Raw genomic sequence first — 23,033 nt, 5'->3', positions numbered from 1 at the left:
GATCCCTCCCGGCGCGGGCCCGGGGAAACGGGTCCCTCCCGGCGCGGGCCACGGGCCCATGCCCGGCGGGGCCCGGCGCGGGGTCACAGCTCCGCGAGCAGCTGGGCCTTCTTCGCGCTGTACTCGGCGTCCGTCACCAGTCCGGCCTGATGCAGCTCGCCGAGGTGATGTATCCGCTCGGCGATGTCCGCCGGATCGCGCCGCCCGGCGTTCACCAGGACCGGGGCGGAGGCGGCGGGCGCGGGCTGGGTCCGGCGTACGGATTCCAGGACGGCGGCGGCGAAGGGCAGCGACTCGTGCACCGGCCCGTAGCCCAGGCCGAACAGCACGGCCGCCGGATCCTTGTCCGCGGTGGCGACCGGAGGCTCGGCGGGCCCGCCTGCGGGCGCCCCGCCGTCCGGGCCTCCGCAGCCGCCGGGACCGTGCAGATCGCCCAGACTGCCGCCGGCGCGGTGGTCGACCGGGCCCGCCGCACGGGGCACCAGACGCAGATAGCCGTCCAGCGCCTCGGGCGAGCGCCACACGATTCCGGCCAGTTCGCTCACCCGGAAGCTCTGGTCGCCGGCCTTCCACTTGGCGCTGGAGGCCCCGGTCCAGGACCACCGGAAGGAGATGCGCTCGCCGTCGAAGCTGGCGCGGCCGTCGTACGCCTTGAAGTGCATGGGGGGATCCGGCGCCGCCACCAGGAACCGGTCGGCGCTCTCGCCGGACGCCGGGTCCAGCAGGGCCCGCAGCTCGTCCGCGTAGTACTCGGCGAGCACCTCCCGCTCCGCCGGAAGCACCAGGCGATAGGGGTCGCACCCCTCCTTGAGCTGCCCGGAGGCAGCCTCCACCAGAGGATCGGCACCCGCTCTCGGCACGGCACGCAGAACCACCGTGCCCCGCTTGCCGGGGGTCAGCGTCACCGACGACAGGGCCGCATACGGGATGCGGCGTTCCCGCAGGCTCTGGAAGAGCTTCGGTGTGCGGATGCCCCGTTCGAAGCGGATGAGCACGGAGTCGGTGTCGAACTCCCAGGTGGCATGAATTCCGGCCAGCACATCACCCATGTGCCTCATCGTATGCGGCACAGTCGCCCGCGTCCCCCCTCGGAGCAAGTCGCTATTAATCCGCCCGACACCGACCTCTACGCGCGTCAGCCGTCCCGCCCACCGGAAATACCGCTGTGGCACGTGCTGTCGGCACGCGCACAGCTGACCGATCCGTACGCTCCGACGCCGATGGCGGCGAAGTTGTCCAGGCTCTCGGTGCCCGGTTCGAAGTAACCGCTGTGCCCGGCTGCGCCGGCCGCCGAGACGATCCGCGCGCCGAAGGCCGGGTCCACCGGGTCGGCCCCGTGACCGATCCCGCCGAACTCCAGATGGGGTACGTCCCCGATCCAGTCGTCCCCGTCCCGCGTCGCCCAGATCCGGGCGTCGGTTCCCAGCTGTCCGGCGTTGGCGGCCCGCATGCCGGGGCTGCCCGCCACCGCGATGTCGGCCACCCGGTCATGGGCCCGGTGCGCGGCCACCCCGCACACCACGGAGCCGTAGCTGTGGCAGAACAGCGAGACCTTCGAGGCGCCGGGCAGCGCGCCGACCATCGCGTTCAGCCGGATCGCGCCGTTCGCCGCGAGCCCGCCCAGCGCCGCGTCCATGCCGAGACCGGCCGGAGAGGTGTAGTCGGCCCACGCGATGACGGCCGTGCGCGTGCCCGGGGAGGCCGAGCGCTCCGCGTCGTACAGGGACCTGGCCATGCCGACGGGGGCCCGGTACGCGCGAGTGCTGCGCTCCAGGGTCAGCAGATGGGTGTCGACGCCCGGAACGACGACGGAGACCCGGGCGGCCCGGTCGAGATTCCCGAACACCTCGGCCGCCCGGCCCCTCCCGGAGGGGTCGAAGGCCAGGATCTGGCGCTGACCCGCGAGCATCGACCGGAACCGGCCGAGACGGGCCTCCGCCTCACCGCGCCCGTCCGGCGAGAGCTTCTCGTCGTGCGCCCGCGTCCTCTCCACGGCCACGGCCTGTCTGAGGGCCACCCGGTTGGCGTGGTAGCGCAGGGCGACCGGAGCGCCGTTCAGATTCCCCACCACCGACGGGTGCTTGCCCGCGAGGGCGATCCGCTGTCCCGAGGTGAGGGTGGCGAAGAAGTGGGCCAGCCGGTAGGCGGGAGCGTCGGCGTCCGGCAGCGAGCGGCCCGCTATCCGGTCCCTCGCCCAGGAGGCGAGCGCGAGCTCGCGCTCCCCGCGGGAGTGCTGATCGCGGACGGCACTCCAGCCCGTCGTCGCCAGCATCACGAACACCACCGCCACGGCGAGCAGAGCGCGCCATGCGGCCAACGTGGGTGAGGTGTCGAAGGAAGTCACTGCGCCACACCCTAGGAGACGCGTGCCGACCCCCGTGATCCAGGTGAGGTACATCACCCGTCCGCGAAGGATTCATCACGGATTTCTCACACAGGGTCACCACAGCCTGGTGGCCGCGCTACTCCTACGTCCGACGCCAGTCCCGGGCGAGGGCCGGGGCGAGCTGGTCGAGGTACTCCTCGGTCAGGTCGCGCAGTGCCTCCACACTCGGGTCGAGCCCCCGCCCCCACAGCTGACCGGTCACCCGCATCACCCCGGAGAACGCGGCGACGGCCACCCGCGGCCGGGGGTCCTGTTCCACGTCGAGCCCCTCACGGTCCGCGATCAGCAGGGCGATCTGGTTCTCCAGGGCGACCCCGCGCCGCATGTGGGCGGCGAGCAGGGAGGGGGTCGACTCGATCATCTGGTAGGTCCGCATATGGAGATCGACGGTGACGACCTCCTCGATCGCCTCGCCGATGCTGCTCCACGCGCACAGCACCGCCCGGCGCATGGCCTCGAAGGGGGCTTCGTCCGCGGGACGGCGGCGCAGCTCCTCGATGAAGCGGGACTCGACCATCTCCTGCACGGCGAAGGTGGCGTCCTCCTTGCTCGCGAAGTAGCGGAAGAAGGTGCGCTGGGAGACCTCCACGGCGTCGACGATCTCGTCGACGGTGGTGCGTTCGTACCCCTGGGTGGTGAACAGTTCGAGGGAGGCGCGTACCAGGGCGTCCCGGGTGCGCTGCTTCTTGCGTTCACGCAGGCCGGCTCGGGGCTCGACTGTCTGCCCGTCGGTCACGTACCGGTTCCTCTTTTCCCGTGTTTGTCCAGCTCAGCATACCTGTGCGCTACGTGTGAGCTACGTGACAGTTACTGTCTTGTGAATTGGTTTGTCAACTGTCAGTGGCTGTCACTAGTCTCGCCGTATGACTAGTCAGACCACCGTCGAGAAGGCGCCGCGAGAGCCGGAAGACAACGCAGTACCCGCCCCGGTCAAGGGGCTTCGCGGCCACCCCTGGCTGACCCTCTTCGCCGTCGCCCTCGGCGTGATGATGGTCGCCCTCGACGGCACCATCGTCGCCATCGCGAACCCCGCGATCCAAAAGGACCTCGGCGCCTCGCTCGCCGACGTCCAGTGGATCACCAACGGCTATCTCCTGGCGCTCGCCGTCGCCCTGATCACCGCGGGCAAGCTGGGCGACCGCTTCGGCCACCGCCAGACCTTCCTGATCGGTATCGCGGGATTCGCGATCTCCTCCGCCGCGATCGGTTTCTCCCAGGAGATCGTCCTGGTCGTCCTCTTCCGCGTGCTCCAGGGCCTCTTCGGCGCCCTGCTGATGCCGGCCGCCCTGGGCCTGCTGCGCGCCACCTTCCCCGCCGAGAAGCTGAACATGGCGATCGGTATCTGGGGCATGGTCATCGGCGCGTCCACCGCGGGCGGCCCGATCGTCGGCGGTCTGCTCGTCGAGCACGTCAGCTGGCAGTCGGTCTTCTTCATCAACGTGCCGGTCGGCATCATCGCGCTCGTCTTCGGCCTGGTGATCCTCAAGGACCACCGCGCCGCCAACGCGCCGCGCTCCTTCGACGTCCTCGGCATCGTGCTGCTCTCGGGCGCGATGTTCTCCCTCATCTGGGGCATCATCAAGGCCGGTGAGTCCTGGGGCTGGGGCGACGGCCGCACCTGGGCGTGGCTCGGCCTCGCGATCCTGCTCTTCCTGGCCTTCGGCCTCTGGGAGACCAAGGTCAAGGAACCGCTCGTTCCGCTGGGGATGTTCCGTTCCGTCCCGTTGACGGCCGGTGTCGTCCTCATGATGCTGATGGCCTTCGCCTTCATGGGCGGCCTCTTCTTCGTGACGTTCTTCCTCCAGGGCGTCCACGGCCTCAGCCCGGTCGACAGCGGTCTGCACCTGCTGCCGCTGACCGCCATGATGATCGTCTCCTCGCCGGTCGCCGGCCTGCTGATCACCAAGTTCGGCCCCCGCGTCCCGCTGGTCGGCGGCATGGTCTGCACGGCCACCGCGATGTTCGGCATGACCACGCTCACCGACTCCACCGGCACCTTCGCGATGTCGCTCTGGTTCGCCCTGCTCGGCTGCGGGCTCGCCCCGGTCATGGTCGGCGCGACCGAGGTCATCGTCGGCAACGCGCCCATGGAGCTGTCCGGCGTGGCCGGCGGTCTCCAGCAGGCCGCCATGCAGGTCGGCGGCGCGCTCGGCACCGCCGTCCTCGGAGCGGTCATGTCCTCCAAGGTCAGCTCCGAGTTCGCGGACAACTGGGCGGGCGCGGGTCTGCCCGGGGCACCCGACCCGAAGCTGGAGGAGGCCGCCGAGTTCGGCATAGTGCCGACCGAGGCGCTCGCCCAGGCTCCCAACATGACGCCGGACGTCATCGACACCATCGGCGGCGTCATCCACGACACGTTCATGTCCGGCATGGGCCTGGCCTTCACGGTCGCGGGCATCGTCGCCGTGATCGCCGCCTTCGTCGCCACCCTCACCAAGCGCGGCGAGAACGCCGAGGCGGGAGCCGGGGTCGGCCACATCTGACGCCCGAAGCGGCATCTGACGCCCGAAGCGGCGCAGATCGTCAACACAGCGCAGGCCGGAGCCCCGCCGAATCCTTTCGGCGGGGCTCTCGCCTATCAGAGTGGCGCCACCCGGCAGCCCTTCCGCACACCACGCCCGGTGACACAGAGTGAGCGGCGGAAGCGAACACCGACCAACCACGGGGGTTGATCCATCATGCGTACGACTGTCCTCGCGGCGGCCGCCCTGGCCGTCACCGCACTCGTCCCCCAGGCCCTGGCCCACGACCGGGCGGCGGCAGCCCCCGAGCGGTCCCCGGGCGTCGCCCTCGGGGCCTGTGAGGCGGGCAGGCTCTGCCTCTGGAAGAAGCCCGACTTCACCGGGGCCCGCCACACCTTCGAGCTCTCCGGCGTGGACATCGAGAGCTGCGTCCCGCTGCCGAAGGGCGGCGACGCCCAGTCCCTCGCCAACCGCACCGGGCGGCCCGTCACCACCTACCAGTCCGCCGAGTGCGCCGAGACGGGGGAGTTCGAGACGTACCCCGGCGGCGGCACCTGGACGCCCCGGTCCCCGTACCAGGTACGGGCCTTCAAGATCTGGGAGAACTGAGCCCGGACACGCCGGAAGGGCGGCGGCGCGCCGGCGCCACCGCCCCTCCCGACCGTCCCTGCCTACGCGTCGCCGCCCGCCGCGCCCGGATCGGCCGCGGCCACGTCCAGGAGCTCGTAGCGGTCCACAGCCGTCTTCAGGGCCGACCGGTCGACCTTGCCCTCCTTGGCCAGCTCGGTGAGGACCGCCAGCACGATCGACTGCGCGTCGATGTGGAAGAACCGGCGGGCCGCACCCCGGGTGTCCGCGAAGCCGAAGCCGTCCGCGCCCAGCGACTGGTAGGCGCCCGGCACCCAGCGCGCGATCTGGTCCGGAACCGAACGCATCCAGTCCGAGACCGCCACGAACGGGCCCTGGGCCGCTTCGAGCTTCCTCGTCACGTACGGGACGCGCTGCTCCTCCTCCGGATGCAGGAGGTTGTAGCGCTCCACGTCCACCGCCTCGCGGCGCAGCTCGTTCCAGGAGGTCGCCGACCAGACGTCCGCCCTGACGTTCCACTCGTCCGCGAGGATCTTCTGTGCCTCCAGGGCCCAGGGGACCGCCACACCGGACGCCATGATCTGGGCCGGGATCTCGCCCTTCTCACCGGTGGAGAAGCGGTGGATGCCCTTGAGGATGCCCTCGACATCCACGTCCTCCGGCTCGGCCGGGTGCTGGATCGGCTCGTTGTAGACGGTGAGGTAGTAGAAGACGTCCTCGTTCGCCTCGCCGTACATCCGGCGCAGCCCGTCCTTCATGATGTGCGCGATCTCGAACCCGTACGCCGGGTCGTACGCGACACAGCCCGGGTTCGTCGAGGCGAGCAGCTGCGAGTGGCCGTCCGCGTGCTGGAGGCCCTCGCCGGTCAGCGTGGTGCGGCCGGCGGTCGCGCCGAGCACGAAACCGCGCGCGAGCTGGTCGGCCATCTGCCAGAACTGGTCGCCGGTGCGCTGGAACCCGAACATCGAGTAGAAGACGTACACCGGGATCAGCGGCTCGCCGTGCGTGGCGTACGCCGAACCGGCGGCGATCAGCGAGGCCGTGCAGCCCGCCTCGGAGATGCCGTCGTGCAGCATCTGCCCCGTCGGGGACTCCTTGTACGCGAGCAGCAGATCGCGGTCGACCGCCTCGTACTGCTGGCCGAGCGGGTTGTAGATCTTCGCACTCGGGAAGAACGCGTCCATGCCGAAGGTGCGGTACTCATCGGGAGCGATCAGCACGAAACGCTTGCCGATCTCCTTGTCCCGCATGAGGTCCTTCAGGACACGGACGAACGCCATGGTGGTGGCGATCGACTGCGTACCCGAACCCTTCTTCGCAGCCGCGTACGTCTTGTCCTCGGGCTGCGGAAGCGGCTTCGCACGCACCACACGGGTCGGGACGTAACCGCCCAGACCCTGGCGGCGGTCGTGCATGTACTGGATCTCCTCCGAGTCGCGACCCGGGTGGTAGTAGGGCGGGTACCCCTCGTCCAGCTGCTTGTCCGTGATCGGGATGTGCAGCCGGTCCCGGAAGCGCTTGAGGTCCTCGACCGTGAGCTTCTTCATCTGGTGGGTCGCGTTGCGGCCCTCGAAGTTCGGCCCCAGCGTCCAGCCCTTGACCGTCTGCGCCAGGATCACCGTCGGCTGGCCCTTGTGCGCCTTGGCCGCCGCGTAGGCCGCGTAGACCTTGCGGTGGTCGTGGCCGCCGCGGCCCAGGTGCAGGATCTGCTGGTCGGTCATGTCCTTGACCATGTCCCGCAGCCGCGGGTCGTCGCCGAAGAAGTGGTCGCGGATGTACTCACCGGTCTCGGTGGCGTACGTCTGGAACTGGCCGTCCGGCGTGGTGTTCAGCCTGTTGACCAGGATGCCCGTGCGGTCCTGCGCCAGCAGCGGGTCCCAGGAACGGTCCCAGACCAGCTTGATGACGTTCCAGCCGGCGCCCCGGAACTGCGACTCCAGCTCCTGGATGATCTTCCCGTTGCCGCGCACCGGGCCGTCGAGGCGCTGGAGGTTGCAGTTGACCACGAAGGTCAGGTTGTCCAGATTCTCACGGGCCGCGATGGACAGCTGGCCCAGGGACTCCGGCTCGTCCATCTCGCCGTCGCCCAGATAGGCCCACACGTGCGACTTGGAGGTGTCGGCGATGCCGCGCGCCTCCATGTAGCGGTTCATCCGCGCCTGGTAGATCGCGCCGAGCGGGCCGAGGCCCATCGAGACGGTCGGGAACTCCCAGAAGTCCGGCATCAGCCGCGGGTGCGGATAGCTGGACAGCCCGTTCGGGGCCTTCGACTTCTCCTGGCGGAACCCGTCGAGCTGCGCCTCGCTCAGCCGGTCCAGCAGGAACGCGCGGGCGTAGATCCCCGGGGACGCGTGTCCCTGGAAGAAGATCTGGTCGCCGCCGTCGCCCTGGTCCTTGCCCCGGAAGAAGTGGTTGAAGCCCACGTCGTACAGCGAGGCGGAGGAAGCGAACGTGGCGATGTGGCCGCCGACGCCGATCCCGGGACGCTGGGCCCGCGAGACCATCACCGCGGCGTTCCAGCGGGTCGCGTTGAGGATCTTGCGTTCGATCTCCTCGTCGCCGGGGAAGAACGGCTCGTCCTTCGTGGCGATCGTGTTCACGTAGTCAGTGCTGCGCATCTCCGGCACCGCGACGCGCTTCTCCCGCGCGCGCTCGATGAGCCGGAGCATCAGATAGCGGGCCCGCTCACGGCCGCGCTCGTCGACGGCGGCGTCGAGGGAGTCGAGCCATTCCCGGGTCTCCTCAGGATCAAAATCCGGGACCTGGCTCGGAAGGCCGCCAATGATGATCGGGTTGCGATCGGATCCGGAAGCCACACTGTTCCTTCGCTGTTCGGTGGTGCTCGACGGGGCCTGCTCCGCGGGAACACGCCCTCGGGGACAACTCTGGGTGCGCCGCCTCCATGGTGCTACCGCGAGGGCCCGAACGTCATCTCTACCGTGGGGTAACCCCGAGGTTCCGAAACGCGTCGACGGGGCACGAGTGTGGGCAGTACGCGGCTGGGTACGGGCAAACCGCAACCTTACGCCCAAGGCGTCCAAGTGTTCCCAAAGGCTGTTCGACTCCGATTGGCGGATCGAAACCGCATAAGCTGAGGAAGGACGTAAACGGATGGAGCGACCCGGGGAGGCCCCGGGAAGCCGCCGGAGAGACGTGCCTGAACTTGCGGCGACGTGGCAGGGAACGTCACCGTATAGGCGGTCTCGCACGCTGGGTACTTGCGCGATTCGCCGAGCCCGTGTGGACTACGGCCAACGCCCCGCGCACGCGCGTGGCTGCAGCATTTTCCGAAGACATGATCAGGAGGCAACCCGTGAGCGCGACCGCGGACCACGCGGAGGAGCGAACCAACCCGGCAGCACGCCTGGGGTTCGAGCCCGGACAAGTGGTCCAGGAGATCGGCTACGACGACGACGTCGAGCTGGAGCTCCGTGAGGGCATTGAGGCCACTACCGGCCAGGAACTCGTCGACGAGGAGTACGACGACGTCGCAGACGTCGTCCTGCTCTGGTTCCGCGACGAGGACGGCGACCTTACGGACGCGCTGGTGGATGCCATTGGTCTGATCGAGGACGGCGGCACGGTCTGGCTGATGACGCCGAAGACCGGCCGTGACGGATACGTCGAACCGAGCGACATCAATGAGGCTGCCCAGACAGCCGGTCTCGCCCAGACCAAGAGCATCAGCGCGGGCAAGGACTGGACGGGCAGCCGTCTGGTCACCCCCAAGGGGGCCAAGTCCAAGCGCTGAACCACGTTTCGCACCATCCGGGGCCCCCACGGGCGCACGCCGCGCCTGTGGGGGCCTTCGTGCGTCCGCGGCACGGCCCACTCCAGGAGCGCGGCCCACGGCCCACTCCAGGACCGGCCCACGGCCCCCTCCAGGACCGGCCCACGGCCCCTCCGGGACCGGCCCGGGGCGCCTGCGTAGGGTGGGTGTCACCCGGACGGACCCGGCCCGGGATGCGGAGAAGCGGCGAAGGGATACGTGTTCCATGACGATCGAGGTCGGCAGTCAGGCCCCGGACTTCCAGCTCAAGGACAACCACGGCCGGACCGTGCGGCTGTCGGAGTTCCGCGGTGAGAAGAACGTGGTGCTGGTGTTCTACCCGTTCGCCTTCACCGGCGTCTGCACCGGCGAGCTGTGCGCGCTCCGCGACGAGCTGCCCCGCTTCGAGAACGAGGGCACGCAGCTCCTCGCCGTCTCCAACGACTCCATCCACACGCTGCGCGTCTTCGCCGAGCAGGAAGGCCTGGAGTACCCGCTGCTGTCCGACTTCTGGCCGCACGGGGAGACCTCGCGGGCGTACGGCGTCTTCGACGAGGACAAGGGCTGCGCGGTGCGCGGCACCTTCGTCATCGACAAGGCGGGCGTCGTCCGCTGGAGCGTCGTGAACGGCCTCCCGGACGCCCGTGACCTGAACGACTACGTCAAGGCGCTCGAAGCGCTCTGAGACGATCTCCTGGCGACGCCTGGTCAAAAGCCTGTTTTGGCCGGGAACCGGTCACTAGGATCCACTCGTTGATCCGATGCCAATGAACGACGGGGAAGACGGCGTCCGCCGGCCCCTGAGAAAACTACTGGAGGACTCGTGGGAGTCAGCCTCAGCAAGGGCGGCAACGTCTCGCTGACCAAGGCCGCGCCCAACCTGACCGCGGTCATCGTCGGTCTGGGCTGGGACGCCCGCACCACCACCGGCGGTGACTTCGACCTCGACGCCAGCGCGCTGCTGGCGAACGCCGAGGGCAAGGTCGCCGCCGACGGCAATTTCGTCTTCTTCAACAACCTGAAGAGCCCCGACGGCTCCGTCGAGCACACCGGTGACAACCTCACCGGTGAGGGCGAGGGCGACGACGAGGTCATCAAGGTGAACCTGGCCGGTGTGCCGGCCGACGTGGACAAGATCGTCTTCCCGGTCTCGATCTACGAGGCGGAGAGCCGCCAGCAGAGCTTCGGCCAGGTCCGCAACGCGTACATCCGCGTGGTCAACCAGGCCGACAACACCGAGCTCGCCCGCTACGACCTGAGCGAGGACGCCTCGACGGAGACCGCCATGGTCTTCGGCGAGCTCTACCGCAACGGCGCCGAGTGGAAGTTCCGCGCCATCGGCCAGGGGTACGCCTCCGGCCTGCGCGGCATCGCCCAGGACTTCGGCGTCAACGTCTGACGTCGCTGGGCCCCAGGTCCTGTCGTCGGACTCCCGTCGTCGCCCGCGGGGCGGGCGGGAGTCCGACGACAGGGCCGGGGGGTGGCCGGCCCCATGCGCCGGACGCCCCCCGACCGGGCGCTTTCGACGCCCGGCCCCGGGCGTCGAAAGCGCCCGGCAGCGTTTTACACGACTCGGGGAGGACACACATGGGCGTCACGCTCGCCAAGGGAGGCAATGTCTCCCTCTCCAAGGTCGCACCCAACCTCACCCAGGTGCTGGTCGGGCTCGGCTGGGACGCACGCTCCACCACAGGAGCCGCCTTCGACCTCGACGCCAGCGCTCTGCTGTGCCAGTCGGGCCGCGTGCTCGGTGACGAGTGGTTCATCTTCTACAACAACCTCACGAGCCCCGAGGGCTCCGTCGAGCACACCGGTGACAACCTCACCGGGGAGGGCGACGGCGACGACGAGTCCGTCATCGTCCGTCTCGACCAGGTTCCCGCCCACTGCGACAAGATCGTCTTCCCGGTCTCGATCCATGACGCGGACAACCGGGGCCAGGCGTTCGGCCAGGTCAGCAACGCTTTCATCCGTGTGGTCAACCAGGCCGACGGCCAGGAACTGGCCCGCTACGACCTCAGCGAGGACGCCTCGACGGAGACCGCGATGATCTTCGGCGAGCTCTATCGGTACAACGGCGAGTGGAAGTTCCGTGCGGTTGGCCAGGGGTACGCGTCCGGCCTGCGCGGCATCGCTCTAGACTTCGGCGTCAACGTTTCATAACCCCGCGCTCGGGCCTTTCGTTTGGATCATGCCGGACCCCGCTGGCCCGGCATGATCCAAACGAAAGGCCCCAGGCGTCGGGGGAGCCCCGCCGCACCGGGGGAGACCCTTTTACCAACACGATGAGGTAGCCAGTGGTTCTGAAAACCTTCGGCTGGTCGTTCGCGGTCACCGCGCTCGGTCTGGTCGCAGCGATCTTCTACGGGGGGTGGCAGGCGTTCGGCATCGTCGCGATCCTGTCCGTCCTGGAGATTTCGCTGTCCTTCGACAACGCGGTGATCAACGCCGGAATCCTGAAGAAGATGAATGCCTTCTGGCAGAAGATCTTCCTCACCATCGGCATCCTCATCGCCGTCTTCGGAATGCGGCTGGTGTTCCCCGTCGTGATCGTGGCCGTGAGCGCCCAGCTCGGGCCGATCGAGGCCATCGACCTGTCCTTCAACGACCCGGACAGGTACAAGGAACTGGTCACGGACGCCCATCCGTCGATCGCCGCCTTCGGTGGCATGTTCCTGTTGATGATCTTCCTCGACTTCATCTTCGACGAGGACCGTGACATCCACTGGCTGCGCTGGATCGAGCGCCCGCTCTCCAAGCTCGGCAAGGTCGACATGCTGTCGGTCTGCGTCGCGCTGATCATCCTGCTCATCACCGCCATGACCTTCGCGACCCAGGCCCACCAGCACGGTGGCGGGCACGCCGACAAGGCGGCCACGGTGATGCTCTCCGGCATCGCCGGTCTGATCACCTACCTCGTCGTCGGCGGGCTCTCCGGATTCTTCGAGGGCAAGCTGGAAGAGGAGGAGGAGCGCGAGCACGAGGCCGAGGAAGAGGCCAAGAAGAAGGGCAAGCCCGTCACTGGGGTCGCCCTCGCCGGAAAGGCCGCGTTCTTCCTCTTCCTCTACCTGGAAGTCCTGGACGCCTCGTTCTCCTTCGACGGCGTCATCGGCGCCTTCGCCATCACCAACGAGATCGTGCTGATGGCCCTCGGCCTCGGCATCGGCGCCATGTACGTCCGTTCGCTCACCGTCTACCTGGTGCGCGAGGGCACGCTCGACGACTACGTCTACCTGGAGCACGGCGCGCACTACGCGATCGGCGCGCTCTCGATCATCCTGCTGATCACCATCCAGCACCAGATCAACGAGTTCATCACCGGCTCGGTCGGCGTGATCCTGATCGCCCTCTCCTTCTGGTCCTCGGTCAGGCGCAACCGCGCCCTCGCCGCGGAATCCGATGGGGGCGGCGGCTCGGGAAGCAAGTCCGAAGTGTCCTCCGGGGTGTGACCCGGTAAGGATTGAGGAACGCTCTCTGCGGGGCGGCCCACACGGCGACGGCTCTCCGGGATCTCCCGGACCCGGCCCGGTGGCCGCCCCGCAGCGATGTCCGGGGCGCGCGAACAGGTGGGGGTTGGTATGGGATTCTTCGACGGCCTGTGGCCGGGGCGCGCGGCGCAGTTCGACTCGGGCAACTCGACGTCGAGCGCGATCGTGCTGTCCAAACGGAACGCGACGATCTCGCTCAACAAGCAGGGCGCCCTGTCGGGCAACCTCCGGGTCAACCTGTCCTGGCGGATGCGGACCTCGGACATCGAGGGCCGGTCGCGCCAGAGCGGCATGCTGCGGCACCCCCTCCAGCTCTTCAAGCCCGAGGTGGTCCAGGCGCACACCCAGGGCGTCGTCAACGTCGACCTGGACCTCGGCTGCATGTACGAGCTGATGGACGGCACCAAGGGCGTCGTGCAGCCGCTGGGCAGCCTGATCGGCGACCTCAACGGCCCGCCCTACGTCCGGCTCAGCGGCGACGACCGGTTCGGCGCACCCTCGGGGGAGACGGTCTACGTCAACCTCGACCAGCGCGACCAGATCAAGCGGCTGCTGTTCTTCGTCTACATCTACGACCGGACGCCCGCGTTCGACCGGACGCACGCCAAGGTCACGCTCTACCCGGGCAACGGCCCGCGCATCGAGATCGAGCTGGACGAGCGCGCCCCGCAGGCCCGCTCCTGTGCGGTGTTCACCGTGGAGAACATCAAGGACGAGCTGATCGTGCGGCGCGAAGTGAAGTTCGTGTACGGCTTCCAGTCGGAGTTGGACCGGCTGTACGGCTACGGCATGCAATGGGGACGCGGCTACAAGACCCGGACCTGAGCCCGGGCAGCCGTGAGGTCCTGAGGACGTACGCGGGAATCAGGACGTACGGCGGGAACGGGGCGTACGCGGGAAACGGCGCGTCCGCGGGAAACGAGGCGTACGCGGGAAACGGCGCGTACGCGCGGGAATCGGACCGGGGCGGCTCAGGACCGGACGAACTGCGGACCTTGTGGAGGCAGCGCGAAATGGGGGTCGGGCGCGTGCGCGGCGGCTGCCGCGGGCTGCGGATAGCCGTACGCGGGCGGCTCGGCGGCAGGCTGCGGATAGCCGTACGCCGGCTGATGGGCCACGGCGGCGGCAGCGGGGTGCGCGACCGGCGGCGGATAGCCGTAGGAGGGCTGCTGGTGCTGGACCGTGGCCTGGGAGTCCGGCCCGGGCCCGGGCGGCACGGCCGGCGGCGGGGGCACGGCGGCCGGGAGGGGCCCCGGTGCCACCGGAGCGACCGGGTCCTGCGCCTCGTTCACCGCCTGCGCCCCGTTCACGGCCTCCGACTCGTCCACCGAGATGCCGAAGGCGGTGGCCAGGCCGATCAGGCCGGTGGGATAACCCTGGCCGACCGCGCGGAACTTCCACCCCTCGCCGCGGCGGTACAGCTCGCCGCAGATGATCGCCGTCTCCTCCCCGGTCTCCGGCCGGACATCGAACACCGCCAGGGGCTCGCCCTCGGCGAACGCGGCGTCGAAGAGGAGTATCCGCAGGTCCAGGACCTGCTCGAAGGCGGCCCCGTCGGAGGAGGCCGCGATGACCACCTGGTCGACCGACGCGTCGAGCGCCCCGAGGTCCGCCTCGACCGTGTCCGTCAGCCCTTCCGGGACACTGCGCTTCGGCAGCCGCCGGACCAGGCCGGAGGGGTGCCGGGGCTGGTTGTAGAAGACGAAGTCCTCATCGGACCGCACCCTGCCGGACGCCCCGAGGAGCAGGGCGGAGGCGTCCACGTCGGGGACCCCGGCGCCCGGGGTCCAGCGCAGCACGGCCCGGACGGCCGCGGCATCGACGGGGACGTTCGAGCCCTTCAGCATCGTGTGCGTCATGACGGTCATCCTGCCTGCTGGGGGCCCGTGCGGACAATGCGGGGGGCGGCACGACCGTGCTCGTCGGCAGTGTGGGCAAGGCGTGAAGATACTGCGACAGGGGGCTGGACAAGAGGCGGGTAACCGGAAATTCATGTACATGGGGAACTGTTGACACCCGTCCGTACGTACTATTACCGGCCATACATTGTTCGGCCGGTCAGGCAGTTCGGGGGAAAATCATGCGTCACTTCGGGCACATATCGCCCACTGCCCGCGAGGGTCTGTTCTTCAGGGAGCCCTGCACGTTCACCGCGGACTCCCCGGCACGGATGCTCTCCGTCGCCCTGGGAGCCACGCTCTACTCCCCGGCGACCCGGCTGTCGCTCGCCGACGACGTGCTCAAGCAGGCCGCGCGCGGAGTCGTCTCCATGGTGCTGTGCCTGGAGGACTCCATCGACGATGCCGAGGTCACCGGTGCCGAAGCCAATCTGATCAGGCAGTTCGCCGAGCTGGCCGCCCGCGACGCGGCAGCGGGCGCCCAGCCCACGGCTTCGGTAACCGCCCCGCGGGACCCGCGCGAGGCCACGGACGCCGATGTGCCCCTGCTCTTCATCCGGGTACGGGAACCGGCTCAGATCACCGACCTGGTGCGGCGCCTCGGCGACTCGGTCCGGATGTTGTCCGGTTTCGTACTTCCCAAATTCACCGAAGAGCGGGGCCGGCAGTTCCTGGAGGCGCTCGACGAGGCCGAGTCGGAGTGCGGGCGACGGCTCTTCGCGATGCCGGTCCTCGAATCCCCCGAGTTGCTCCATCTGGAGACACGCGGCGAAATCCTCCAGGGCATCGCCCGCAGCGTCGAGAAGCACCGGCACCGCGTTCTCGCCCTGCGGCTCGGCGTCACCGACTTCTGCTCGGCCTACGGACTGCGCCGCGCGCCCGACATGACGGCGTACGACGTCCATATCGTCGCCTCCGTGATCGCCGACGTGGTCAACGTGCTCGGCCGGGCCGACGGCACCGGCTTCACGATCTCCGGACCCGTCTGGGAGTACTTCCGCCGCCAGGAGCGCATGTTCAAGCCCCAGCTGCGCCGCAGCCCCTTCCTGGAGGGCCGGGCCGAGGAACTGCGCACGGCCCTCATCGAGCACGACCTCGACGGACTGCTCCGGGAGATCGAGCTCGACCGTGCCAACGGCCTGCTCGGCAAGACCTGTATCCACCCCTCGCACGTGGCGCCGGTCCACGCGCTGTCCGTGGTCAGCCACGAGGAGTACACCGACGCCCAGGACATCCTGAGCCCGGAGCGCGAGGGCGGCGGGGTGCTGCGCTCGGCGTACACGAACAAGATGAACGAAGTGAAGCCCCACCGGGCCTGGGCCGAGCGCACACTCCAGCGGGCCGAGGTCTTCGGGGTGGCGAGGGAAGACGTCGGCTTCGTGGACCTGCTGGCCGCCGGACTGACGAACTGAGCGCGCGTCGATGAGCGAGCGCGCGACGAGAGAAGAGACCGTAAACGTGGTGTGGTCGGGCAGCTGGGTGGCGGAGCGGCTGGGAGTCGCCCTCGAAGGCGACGGAGAACTCCGGGAACTGCTGGGCCTGGCCCTGCGCCGCAACCCCAAGCGGGCGCATCTGCTGGTGTCCAACGTGCTGGGCAAGCACGTGCCCCAGCGGCCCTCCGTCGTCCACGGGGCCGGGTTCGAGCTGGGTGAACGGGTACGGGCGCTGCTCGGCGCCGAGGAGGCCCGCCGCGCGGTGGTCCTCGGGTACGCGGAGACGGCCACCGGCCTCGGCCACGCCGTCGCGGACGGCCTGCGGGACGCCCCGTACCTGCACTCCACCCGCCGGCCGGTGGCGGGCGTCGAGCAGGCGGGCGGCTTCGAGGAGGCCCACTCGCACGCCACCTCGCACCTGCTGCTGCCGGAGGACCGCGACCTGCTGGCGAGCGGCGGGAGGGGGGCCGACGCCTCCGTGCTGGTGCTGGTCGACGACGAGTTCTCCACCGGCAACACGGTCCTGAACACCATCCGCGCGCTGCACACCCTGCACCCGCGCGAGCGGTACGTCATCGTCGCCCTGGTCGACATGCGCTCGGCCGGCGACCGTGACCGGCTGACCGCCTTCGCCGCCGAGATCGGCGCCCGCGTCGACCTGGTGACGCGCAGCGCCGGCACGGTCGCCCTGCCGGACGGCGTGCTGGAACGCGGCCAGGCCCTGGTCACGGCCCAGGAAGCGGAACAGGCGGACCGGGCGGCACGGGACGGGCGGGCGGAGGACCCCGCGGGGGCCGCCGGAGGTACGGACACCGCCCCCGTCACCCGCGTCGACCTCGACTGGCCGGCCGCCGTGCCCGACGGAGGACGGCACGGCTTCACCCCCGCCCACCGGACGGCGCTGGAAGCGGCGCTCCCGGGCATGGCGGACCGGATCACGGCCACACTGGGCGACCACGACGGCCCCCGCCCCCGCCGGATCCTGGTGCTCGGCTTCGAGGAGCTGATGTACGCGCCGCTGCGCCTCGGCACCGCCCTGGAAGCCGCGCTGGGAGCCGACGCCGAGGTCCGCTACTCCACCACCACCCGGTCACCCGTCCTGGCCGTCGACGACCCCGGCTACGCGATACGCACCCGCCTCGTCTTCCCGGCCCACGACGACCCGGCGGACGGCCCCGGCGACCGGTACGCGTACAACGTGGCGGGCGCCGGCTTCGACGCGGTGGTCGCCGTCGTCGACTCCATCGCCGACACCCCCGAGCTGCACGCCCCCGAGGGGCTTTTGGCCCGGCTCGCCGAGCACACCGGCCGCGTACTCCTCGCGGTCGTCCCCTCGTACACCCCCGCACCCGTCCCCCACCGGCAGGAGCCCGCCGTGCTGCCCGAGCCCCTCCGAGGCCCCGACTTCTCCAGTTACGCGCCGGACGACGTCGGCTGGCTGCTCCAGGACCTCTCGGACACCCAACTGGAAGCGCCCACCGAGGAGCGCGAGGAGGCGATCCAGAGCGGCGGCGCGCACTACGCGGAGTCGCTGCCCGTCGAGTACCAGCCGAGCGCCGCCTACCAGGCGCTGTTCACCGCGGCCCTGGAGACCTCCGCCACGCGCATCGCCCGCGCGGTCGGCACCGTCACCGAGACGGTCCTCTCCGAACGCGGCCCCCGCCCCGTGCTCGTCTCGCTCGCCCGCGCCGGAACCCCGGTCGGCGTGCTGATGCGCCGCTGGGCCCAGCACCGGCACGGCCTGGACCTGCCGCACTACGCCATCTCCATCGTCCGGGGCCGCGGCATCGACGCCACCGCCCTGCGCTGGCTGGCCGCCCATCACGACCCGGCCGACGTGGTGTTCGTCGACGGCTGGACGGGGAAGGGCGCGATCACCCGCGAACTGGCCGCGGCCATCACCGAGTTCGAGTCCTCGGGCGGGCCCGTCGGCTTCGACCCGGAGATCTCGGTGCTCGCCGACCCGGGCGGCTGCGTGCGGACGTACGGCACCCGCGAGGACTTCCTCATCCCCTCGGCCTGCCTCAACTCCACGGTGTCCGGCCTCATCTCCCGTACGGTCCTCCGCGCCGACCTGGTCGGCCCCGACGACTTCCACGGCGGGAAGTTCTACCGGGAGCTGGCGGACTCCGACGTCTCGGAACTCTTCCTCGACACGATCGCCGCCCGCTTCGACGAGGTGGCGGGCCGGGTCGAGGCCGAGGTCAAGGAGCTTCTCGCCGCCGACCGCGCCCCGACCTGGGAAGGCTGGGCGGCCGTCGAGCGGATCAGCGAGGAGTACGGCATCCACGACGTCAACCTGGTCAAGCCGGGCGTCGGCGAGACCACCCGGGTCCTGCTCCGCCGGGTCCCCTGGAAGATCCTCGCGAAGCGCGGCGCCGGCGCGGACCTGGAGCACATCCGGCTGCTCGCCGAGCAGCGCGGCGTCCCGGTCGAGGAGGTCGACGACCTCCCGTACAGCTGTGTCGGTCTGATCCACCCCCGGTTCACGCGCGGCGCGACGGGCGCGGACGGCAAGGCGGTGCAGGGCGCATGAGCGCGACTTCACAGGCCGCCCCGGTGGCGGCTTCTTCACCGGTCACGCCGGCGGCGACGACTTCACCGACCGCCCCGGCGGCGACGACTTCACAGGCCGCCCCGGTGGCGGTGACTTCACCGGTCACCCTGGTGGCGAGCGACCTCGACCGCACGCTGATCTACTCGGCGGCCTCGCTCGACCTGTCGATGCCGGACGCGGAGGCCCCCCGGCTGCTGTGCGTGGAGGTGTACGGCCACAAGCCCCTCTCGTACCTGACCGAGACGGCCGCCGCCCTCCTCACCGAGGTGGCGACCTCCACCGTCTTCGTCCCGACGACCACCCGCACCCGTGAGCAGTACGGGCGCATCCATCTCCCCGGCCCCGCCCCCCGGTACGCGATCTGCGCCAACGGCGGCCACATCCTGGTCGACGGCGTCTCCGACCGCGACTGGCGGCAGCGGGTCGAGTCCCGCATCACGGAGGAGTGCGCCCCGCTCACCGAGATCCGCGCCCACCTCGCCACCACCGCCGACCCGGCCTGGCTCCTGAAGGAACGGGTCGCCGAGAACCTCTTCGCCTACCTCGTCGTCGAACGCTCGCTGCTGCCCGAAGAATGGGTGAAGGAACTGGCCGCCTGGGCCGGGCCGCTCGGCTGGACGGTCTCCCTCCAGGGCCGCAAGATCTACGCGGTCCCGGCACCGCTCACCAAGAGCGCCGCCATGCACGAGGTCGCCCGCCGCACCGGCGCCACGCGCACGCTCGCCGCCGGGGACTCCCTCCTCGACGCGGACCTGCTGCTCGCCGCCGACCTCGGCTGGCGCCCCGGCCACGGCGAACTGGCCGACGAGGGCTGGCGGGCCCCGCACGTGGTGGCCCTGGAGGAGCGGGGAGGGGCGGCGGGCGAGGAGATCCTGCGCCGGTTCCTGGCGGCTGCGGCTGTCTGAGTCGATATCCGCTGCGTGAGGGCGCGCGTTGCGCGAGGCTGGGTGCATGACCAAGGGCAACGACACCACGATCACCGACGAGCTGTACGCGTACATGCTGGCCCACAACCCGCCGCTGGACCCGGTCCAGCGGGAACTGGTCGACACCACGTACGCACGGTTCCCCGACCACGCGGCCATGCAGTCGGCCGAGGAACAGGCCCCGCTGCTCGCCTTCCTCGTCCGGCTGCTCGGCGCCCGGCATGTGGTGGAGGTCGGCACGTTCACCGGCTTCAGCGCCCTGGCGATGGCCCAGGCGCTGCCCGCCGACGGCACGCTGATCGCCTGCGACATCTCCGAGGAGTGGACGGCGTACGGCCGTGAGGCCTGGGCGAAGGCGGGTGTCGCTGACCGGATCGACCTGCGCATCGCCCCGGCCCTGGACACCCTGCGCGCGATGCCCGCCGAGCCGCACATCGACTTCGCCTACCTGGACGCGGACAAGGGCGGATACATCGCGTACTGGGAGGAGCTGGTACCCCGGATGCGGCCGGGCGGGGTCATCGCCACGGACAACGTGCTCTTCCACGGCGGGGTCACGGACCCGGGGGCGACCGGTCCGACGGCGGCGATCAAGGAGTTCAACGACCACGTGAGCGCCGACGACCGGATGGACAGCGTCCTGCTGACCGTCTCGGACGGCCTGACGCTGTCCCGCAAGAAGTGACGGCCTGAAGCTGTCCCGCAAGGAGTGAGGCCCCCGGCCGTCGCGGGGGCCCAAGGGTGTCCGGCCGGGTTCAGCCGCAGCACCCGCCCCCGCAGCAGCCCCCGCCCCCACCGCCGCCGGAGGGCGCGGGAGCGGACCCGGCTGCACCGCCCACGGCCACGGTGGAGAGCAGCTTGACGGTGTCGTCGTGGCCTGCGGGGCAGGAGGCGGGGTCCGAGGACCGGGCCATGGGACGGCTGACTTCGAAGGTGTCTCCGCAGGTGCGGCAGCGGAATTCATAGCGAGGCATGGGCTCAGGCTAGAGCCATCGCGGCCGGAGGGCTACGCCCCCCGGCGGTCGCCTCAGGTCCCGGTGCCGCGTTCCTCGCGGATGTCGGAGACGACCCGGGCGGCGGTCTGCCGCACGGCCTCGGTCTCGGTCAGGAAGTGCCAGTAGTCGGGGTGGCGCCCCTCCAGGCCGGCGATGGCGCGTTCCAGCCGGGCCACGGAGTCGTCCAGGGGCCGGGCGTGCCGGGGGTCGGGCGTGTGCCGGCCTGCCATGGCGAGGCGCTGGGCGTCCCGCACCGCGAACCGGGTCCGCTCGATCTCCTGCTGCGGGTCCTTCGCCACGGCGTTCAACTGCCGCAACCGGTCCCCGGCGGCGGAGACCGCCTCGTCCGTGGCGTTGAGGAGGGCGCGGACCGTGGACAGCCGGGACGTGGCGTCCGCCCAGCGCTGCTCGTCGCGCGCCTTCGCCGCCTCCGCGAGCTTGTCCTCGGCCTGCCGGACGTTGACGGCTGCCTGCTCCGGGACGGGCTGGAGGTCCTGCCAGCAGGCGGCCGAGAAACGCCGCCGCAACTCGCTGAGCACCGGCTCCACCGAGCCCGCCCGTGTCGTCAGGGCCTGGGCGCGGGTCCGCAGCGAGACGAGCCTGCGGTCGATCTCGGCGGCCCGCTCGGGCAGCCGCTCCGCCTCGATGCGCACGGCCTCGGCATCGCGCAGTACCGCGTCGGCCCGCTGGAGGGTCTCCGGGACGCCGTGCGTTCCCGCGCCCTGGTTCAGCTTGGTCAGCTCCGGGGCGAGCGCGGCGAGCCGGGCGGCCAGCTCATCGGCCCGCAGCCCCGAGGCCCGGGCCCTGTCGAGGGCGTTGCTCGCTCCCAGGAGCGCCTGCCGGGCCCGCTCGACGGCCGGGGCGAGCCGGGCGAGCTGCGTCTCCGCGCTGCCCAGCAGAGGCCCGAGCCCCTGGGTGAAACGATCCAGCTCGCCCTTGACCCGTACGAGGTCGTCCTTGGCCCGGGTCAGCTCGGTGCGGGCCCGGGAGGCGACGGCGGGTTCCAGATCGTCCCGGTCCAGGTCATGGCTGTCGACGGCGGTGATGTAGGTGTGACTGACCTCGTCGATGCGCCGGCCGAGCGCGGCGAAGTCCTCGGATGCCTTGCGGCCGCGCGAGGAGCTGTCCACGGCGTTGATGGTCTCGATGGAGATCCTGAGATCACGCTGGGCGCTGTCCAGCTCGTAGAACGCCTCGGCGGCGGCGTCCTTCGCGGCCTGTGCCTCGGCCCGCTCGTTCTCCCCGCGCCCGCCGAACCACCGGCGCGTGCCGCCACCGGCGAAGGCGGCGGGCAGCGCGGCGAGCACGAGGGGCACGGGCAGGAGCATCAGCGCCAGGACATCCCGGCCGCCGGAACGGCCCCGCTCGCGCGGCCTCAGCGACCTCCCGGGGGCGTGCTGCCCCGGCAGGCCCTGACCACTCTGGACGGCGGAACTCCCACCCGCTCCTGCCTCCGGCCGCGCGTGTGTCGCCGTCACATCCCTCTCCCGTGCCGATTCGCCCTGCCCGGTACATTCTCCCACCAGGTAAGGACGAACACACGGGTCGGTTAGTTCGCGCTTCGCACAGTGACTTGGCCGTTGTCGCTGCGTGCCTTCACCACATGCGCGCTGTCGTCGCCGCGCGGCACCCCGATCGAGACGTCCCCGTTGTCCGCGGAAGCGTTCACCGCGTACTTCTGGCCGCCCGGCGGCAGGTCGATGGTGATGCCCCCGTTGTCGCTCACGGTGTCCACGAGGTCGGGCACGGAGCTGAAGCCCAGCCGGATCTCCCCGTTGTCGGCGCGGGCGACCACGGAGGAGGCGGATATCCGGTCCGCCTGGATCTCCCCGTTGTCGCTCTTCAGCTTGAGAGCGCCACGAGCCTCCCGGACGTTGATCTCCCCGTTGTCCGACGAGAGGTCCAGCGCGCGGTCGAAGCCGGTGGCGCTGATCGTCCCGTTGTCCGACGAGGCCGTCACACCGACCCCGCGCGGCACCTTCACCCGGTGCCGGGCCTCGCAGTTGTTGATCAGCGCGTCACACTTCACGCGGAGCGTGAGGGTGTCGCCCTCCATGCTCCAGACGGGGTCGGGCCCGCTGCCCAGTACCACCCACCCGTCGACCTGCCGCTCCACCTCGACCTGCTCCACGTCGGCCGGCACGAGGTCCACGGTCGCGTTCTCGGAGTCGATGGTCAGGGTCTTCCCCTCCAGCACGAACGTCTTGCGCTCCACGGGGGCGCCGTCGACGTCCGTACTCCCGCACCCGGTGAGAGCCAGGATCAGCAACGCGACCCCGCCCCCCAGGGCGAGGGCCCGCCCCGGCGCTCCACGGAGCGTGCGGGTCGCTGCGCTCTTGACGATGTCCACGGTGATCGTTCCCCCAGTGCGTGCTGCCGGACGGTGCCGCACCGGACGTCGCCGCCGGTGCACTCAAACCGTATGCGCCGACGCCCCCCGGCGGGATCCGGACGGCTACCGTCTCTTGGTGGGGTTATCCCCCGCACCGCCCCCCGCGCCTCCACCGGCCCGGGACCCGGGCCGGTGGAGG

The 23,033-nt window shown here is 70.5% G+C and carries 20 protein-coding genes; 12 read left to right on the top strand and 8 right to left on the bottom strand.

Features of this window, described 5'->3' with window-relative positions; genetic code table 11:
• Window positions 1-83 precede the first annotated feature (83 nt).
• From AB0F29_RS27165 to AB0F29_RS27155, 3 genes are all read right to left on the bottom strand, one after another.
• Window positions 84-1,049 (bottom strand): DUF4429 domain-containing protein, encoded by a 966-nt coding sequence (locus AB0F29_RS27165; protein ID WP_361876960.1) that lies wholly within the window; start codon window positions 1,047-1,049, stop codon window positions 84-86.
• Window positions 1,050-1,135: 86 nt separating this feature from the next.
• Window positions 1,136-2,344, bottom strand: coding sequence for an alpha/beta hydrolase (locus AB0F29_RS27160; RefSeq protein WP_361876957.1), 1,209 nt, complete (start codon window positions 2,342-2,344; stop codon window positions 1,136-1,138).
• A gap of 124 nt (window positions 2,345-2,468) precedes the next feature.
• On the bottom strand, window positions 2,469-3,122 hold the full coding sequence (locus AB0F29_RS27155) for a TetR family transcriptional regulator (protein WP_361876954.1): 654 nt from the start codon (window positions 3,120-3,122) through the stop codon (window positions 2,469-2,471).
• Window positions 3,123-3,249: 127 nt separating this feature from the next.
• On the opposite strand from AB0F29_RS27155, the gene AB0F29_RS27150 reads away from it, so the two are divergent.
• Entirely contained in the window at window positions 3,250-4,869 is a 1,620-nt protein-coding gene (locus AB0F29_RS27150) for an MFS transporter (RefSeq protein ID WP_361876951.1), read from the top strand.
• Between the two features lie 195 nt (window positions 4,870-5,064).
• Window positions 5,065-5,457: a peptidase inhibitor family I36 protein gene (locus tag AB0F29_RS27145; RefSeq protein WP_361876948.1), complete on the top strand. Its 393-nt coding sequence runs from the start codon at window positions 5,065-5,067 to the stop codon at window positions 5,455-5,457.
• A 62-nt stretch (window positions 5,458-5,519) separates the two neighbouring features.
• On the opposite strand, the gene aceE is transcribed toward AB0F29_RS27145, so the two are convergent.
• Window positions 5,520-8,252, bottom strand: coding sequence for a pyruvate dehydrogenase (acetyl-transferring), homodimeric type (gene aceE / locus AB0F29_RS27140; protein WP_361876945.1), 2,733 nt, complete (start codon window positions 8,250-8,252; stop codon window positions 5,520-5,522).
• Window positions 8,253-8,749: 497 nt separating this feature from the next.
• On the opposite strand from aceE, the gene AB0F29_RS27135 reads away from it, so the two are divergent.
• From AB0F29_RS27135 to AB0F29_RS27110, 6 genes are all read left to right on the top strand, one after another.
• Window positions 8,750-9,187, top strand: coding sequence for a DUF3052 domain-containing protein (locus AB0F29_RS27135; protein WP_361876942.1), 438 nt, complete (start codon window positions 8,750-8,752; stop codon window positions 9,185-9,187).
• A 244-nt stretch (window positions 9,188-9,431) separates the two neighbouring features.
• On the top strand, window positions 9,432-9,890 hold the full coding sequence (locus AB0F29_RS27130; RefSeq protein WP_003969401.1) for a peroxiredoxin: 459 nt from the start codon (window positions 9,432-9,434) through the stop codon (window positions 9,888-9,890).
• A 138-nt stretch (window positions 9,891-10,028) separates the two neighbouring features.
• Window positions 10,029-10,604, top strand: a complete 576-nt coding sequence (locus tag AB0F29_RS27125) for a TerD family protein (protein ID WP_003969402.1) — start codon at window positions 10,029-10,031, stop codon at window positions 10,602-10,604.
• A gap of 188 nt (window positions 10,605-10,792) precedes the next feature.
• Entirely contained in the window at window positions 10,793-11,368 is a 576-nt protein-coding gene (locus AB0F29_RS27120) for a TerD family protein (protein ID WP_018958307.1), read from the top strand.
• Between the two features lie 134 nt (window positions 11,369-11,502).
• Window positions 11,503-12,654: a DUF475 domain-containing protein gene (locus tag AB0F29_RS27115; RefSeq protein ID WP_361876937.1), complete on the top strand. Its 1,152-nt coding sequence runs from the start codon at window positions 11,503-11,505 to the stop codon at window positions 12,652-12,654.
• 129 nt (window positions 12,655-12,783) lie between these two features.
• Entirely contained in the window at window positions 12,784-13,518 is a 735-nt protein-coding gene (locus tag AB0F29_RS27110) for a tellurium resistance protein TerA (RefSeq protein ID WP_018958305.1), read from the top strand.
• Between the two features lie 146 nt (window positions 13,519-13,664).
• Here the strand turns inward: AB0F29_RS27110 and AB0F29_RS27105 are convergent, their stop codons facing one another.
• The gene (locus AB0F29_RS27105; RefSeq protein WP_361876933.1) at window positions 13,665-14,552 is read right to left on the bottom strand and encodes a TerD family protein; all 888 of its coding nucleotides are present in this window, start codon (window positions 14,550-14,552) and stop codon (window positions 13,665-13,667) included.
• A gap of 221 nt (window positions 14,553-14,773) precedes the next feature.
• Between AB0F29_RS27105 and AB0F29_RS27100 the strand changes: the two genes are divergently transcribed.
• The 4 genes from AB0F29_RS27100 to AB0F29_RS27085 all read left to right on the top strand — a co-directional run bounded on the left by AB0F29_RS27100 (window position 14,774) and on the right by AB0F29_RS27085 (window position 20,192).
• The gene (locus AB0F29_RS27100) at window positions 14,774-16,003 is read left to right on the top strand and encodes an HpcH/HpaI aldolase/citrate lyase family protein (protein WP_361876930.1); all 1,230 of its coding nucleotides are present in this window, start codon (window positions 14,774-14,776) and stop codon (window positions 16,001-16,003) included.
• Window positions 16,004-16,013: 10 nt separating this feature from the next.
• The gene (locus tag AB0F29_RS27095) at window positions 16,014-18,560 is read left to right on the top strand and encodes a phosphoribosyltransferase (RefSeq protein ID WP_361876927.1); all 2,547 of its coding nucleotides are present in this window, start codon (window positions 16,014-16,016) and stop codon (window positions 18,558-18,560) included.
• A 104-nt stretch (window positions 18,561-18,664) separates the two neighbouring features.
• Window positions 18,665-19,486, top strand: a complete 822-nt coding sequence (locus AB0F29_RS27090; RefSeq protein WP_361877264.1) for an HAD family hydrolase — start codon at window positions 18,665-18,667, stop codon at window positions 19,484-19,486.
• Window positions 19,487-19,532: 46 nt separating this feature from the next.
• Window positions 19,533-20,192 (top strand): O-methyltransferase, encoded by a 660-nt coding sequence (locus AB0F29_RS27085; protein WP_361876924.1) that lies wholly within the window; start codon window positions 19,533-19,535, stop codon window positions 20,190-20,192.
• A 70-nt stretch (window positions 20,193-20,262) separates the two neighbouring features.
• Here AB0F29_RS27085 and AB0F29_RS27080 read toward each other — a convergent pair whose 3' ends face one another.
• The 3 genes from AB0F29_RS27080 to AB0F29_RS27070 form a co-directional block, all read right to left on the bottom strand.
• Entirely contained in the window at window positions 20,263-20,481 is a 219-nt protein-coding gene (locus AB0F29_RS27080; protein WP_265601894.1) for a zinc ribbon domain-containing protein, read from the bottom strand.
• A gap of 53 nt (window positions 20,482-20,534) precedes the next feature.
• The gene (locus AB0F29_RS27075; protein WP_361877261.1) at window positions 20,535-21,830 is read right to left on the bottom strand and encodes a hypothetical protein; all 1,296 of its coding nucleotides are present in this window, start codon (window positions 21,828-21,830) and stop codon (window positions 20,535-20,537) included.
• Window positions 21,831-22,051: 221 nt separating this feature from the next.
• Window positions 22,052-22,852, bottom strand: a complete 801-nt coding sequence (locus AB0F29_RS27070) for a DUF4097 family beta strand repeat-containing protein (protein ID WP_361876921.1) — start codon at window positions 22,850-22,852, stop codon at window positions 22,052-22,054.
• Window positions 22,853-23,033 lie beyond the last annotated feature (181 nt).

Source organism: Streptomyces sp. NPDC026589, from assembly GCF_040638385.1.
Taxonomy (GTDB): domain Bacteria; phylum Actinomycetota; class Actinomycetes; order Streptomycetales; family Streptomycetaceae; genus Streptomyces.
Note: the sequence above shows the minus strand (reverse complement) of the source record. Positions and strands in the feature narration are given on the sequence as shown.

Coding starts and splice junctions, on each gene's coding strand:
- AB0F29_RS27165 (WP_361876960.1), bottom strand. CDS start 1,049: ATGGGTGATGTGCTGGCCGGAATTCATGCCACCTGGGAGTTCGACACC.
- AB0F29_RS27150 (WP_361876951.1), top strand. CDS start 3,250: ATGACTAGTCAGACCACCGTCGAGAAGGCGCCGCGAGAGCCGGAAGAC.
- AB0F29_RS27145 (WP_361876948.1), top strand. CDS start 5,065: ATGCGTACGACTGTCCTCGCGGCGGCCGCCCTGGCCGTCACCGCACTC.
- AB0F29_RS27130 (WP_003969401.1), top strand. CDS start 9,432: ATGACGATCGAGGTCGGCAGTCAGGCCCCGGACTTCCAGCTCAAGGAC.
- AB0F29_RS27120 (WP_018958307.1), top strand. CDS start 10,793: ATGGGCGTCACGCTCGCCAAGGGAGGCAATGTCTCCCTCTCCAAGGTC.
- AB0F29_RS27110 (WP_018958305.1), top strand. CDS start 12,784: ATGGGATTCTTCGACGGCCTGTGGCCGGGGCGCGCGGCGCAGTTCGAC.
- AB0F29_RS27105 (WP_361876933.1), bottom strand. CDS start 14,552: ATGACGCACACGATGCTGAAGGGCTCGAACGTCCCCGTCGATGCCGCG.
- AB0F29_RS27100 (WP_361876930.1), top strand. CDS start 14,774: ATGCGTCACTTCGGGCACATATCGCCCACTGCCCGCGAGGGTCTGTTC.
- AB0F29_RS27095 (WP_361876927.1), top strand. CDS start 16,014: ATGAGCGAGCGCGCGACGAGAGAAGAGACCGTAAACGTGGTGTGGTCG.
- AB0F29_RS27085 (WP_361876924.1), top strand. CDS start 19,533: ATGACCAAGGGCAACGACACCACGATCACCGACGAGCTGTACGCGTAC.
- AB0F29_RS27080 (WP_265601894.1), bottom strand. CDS start 20,481: ATGCCTCGCTATGAATTCCGCTGCCGCACCTGCGGAGACACCTTCGAA.
- AB0F29_RS27075 (WP_361877261.1), bottom strand. CDS start 21,830: ATGCTCCTGCCCGTGCCCCTCGTGCTCGCCGCGCTGCCCGCCGCCTTC.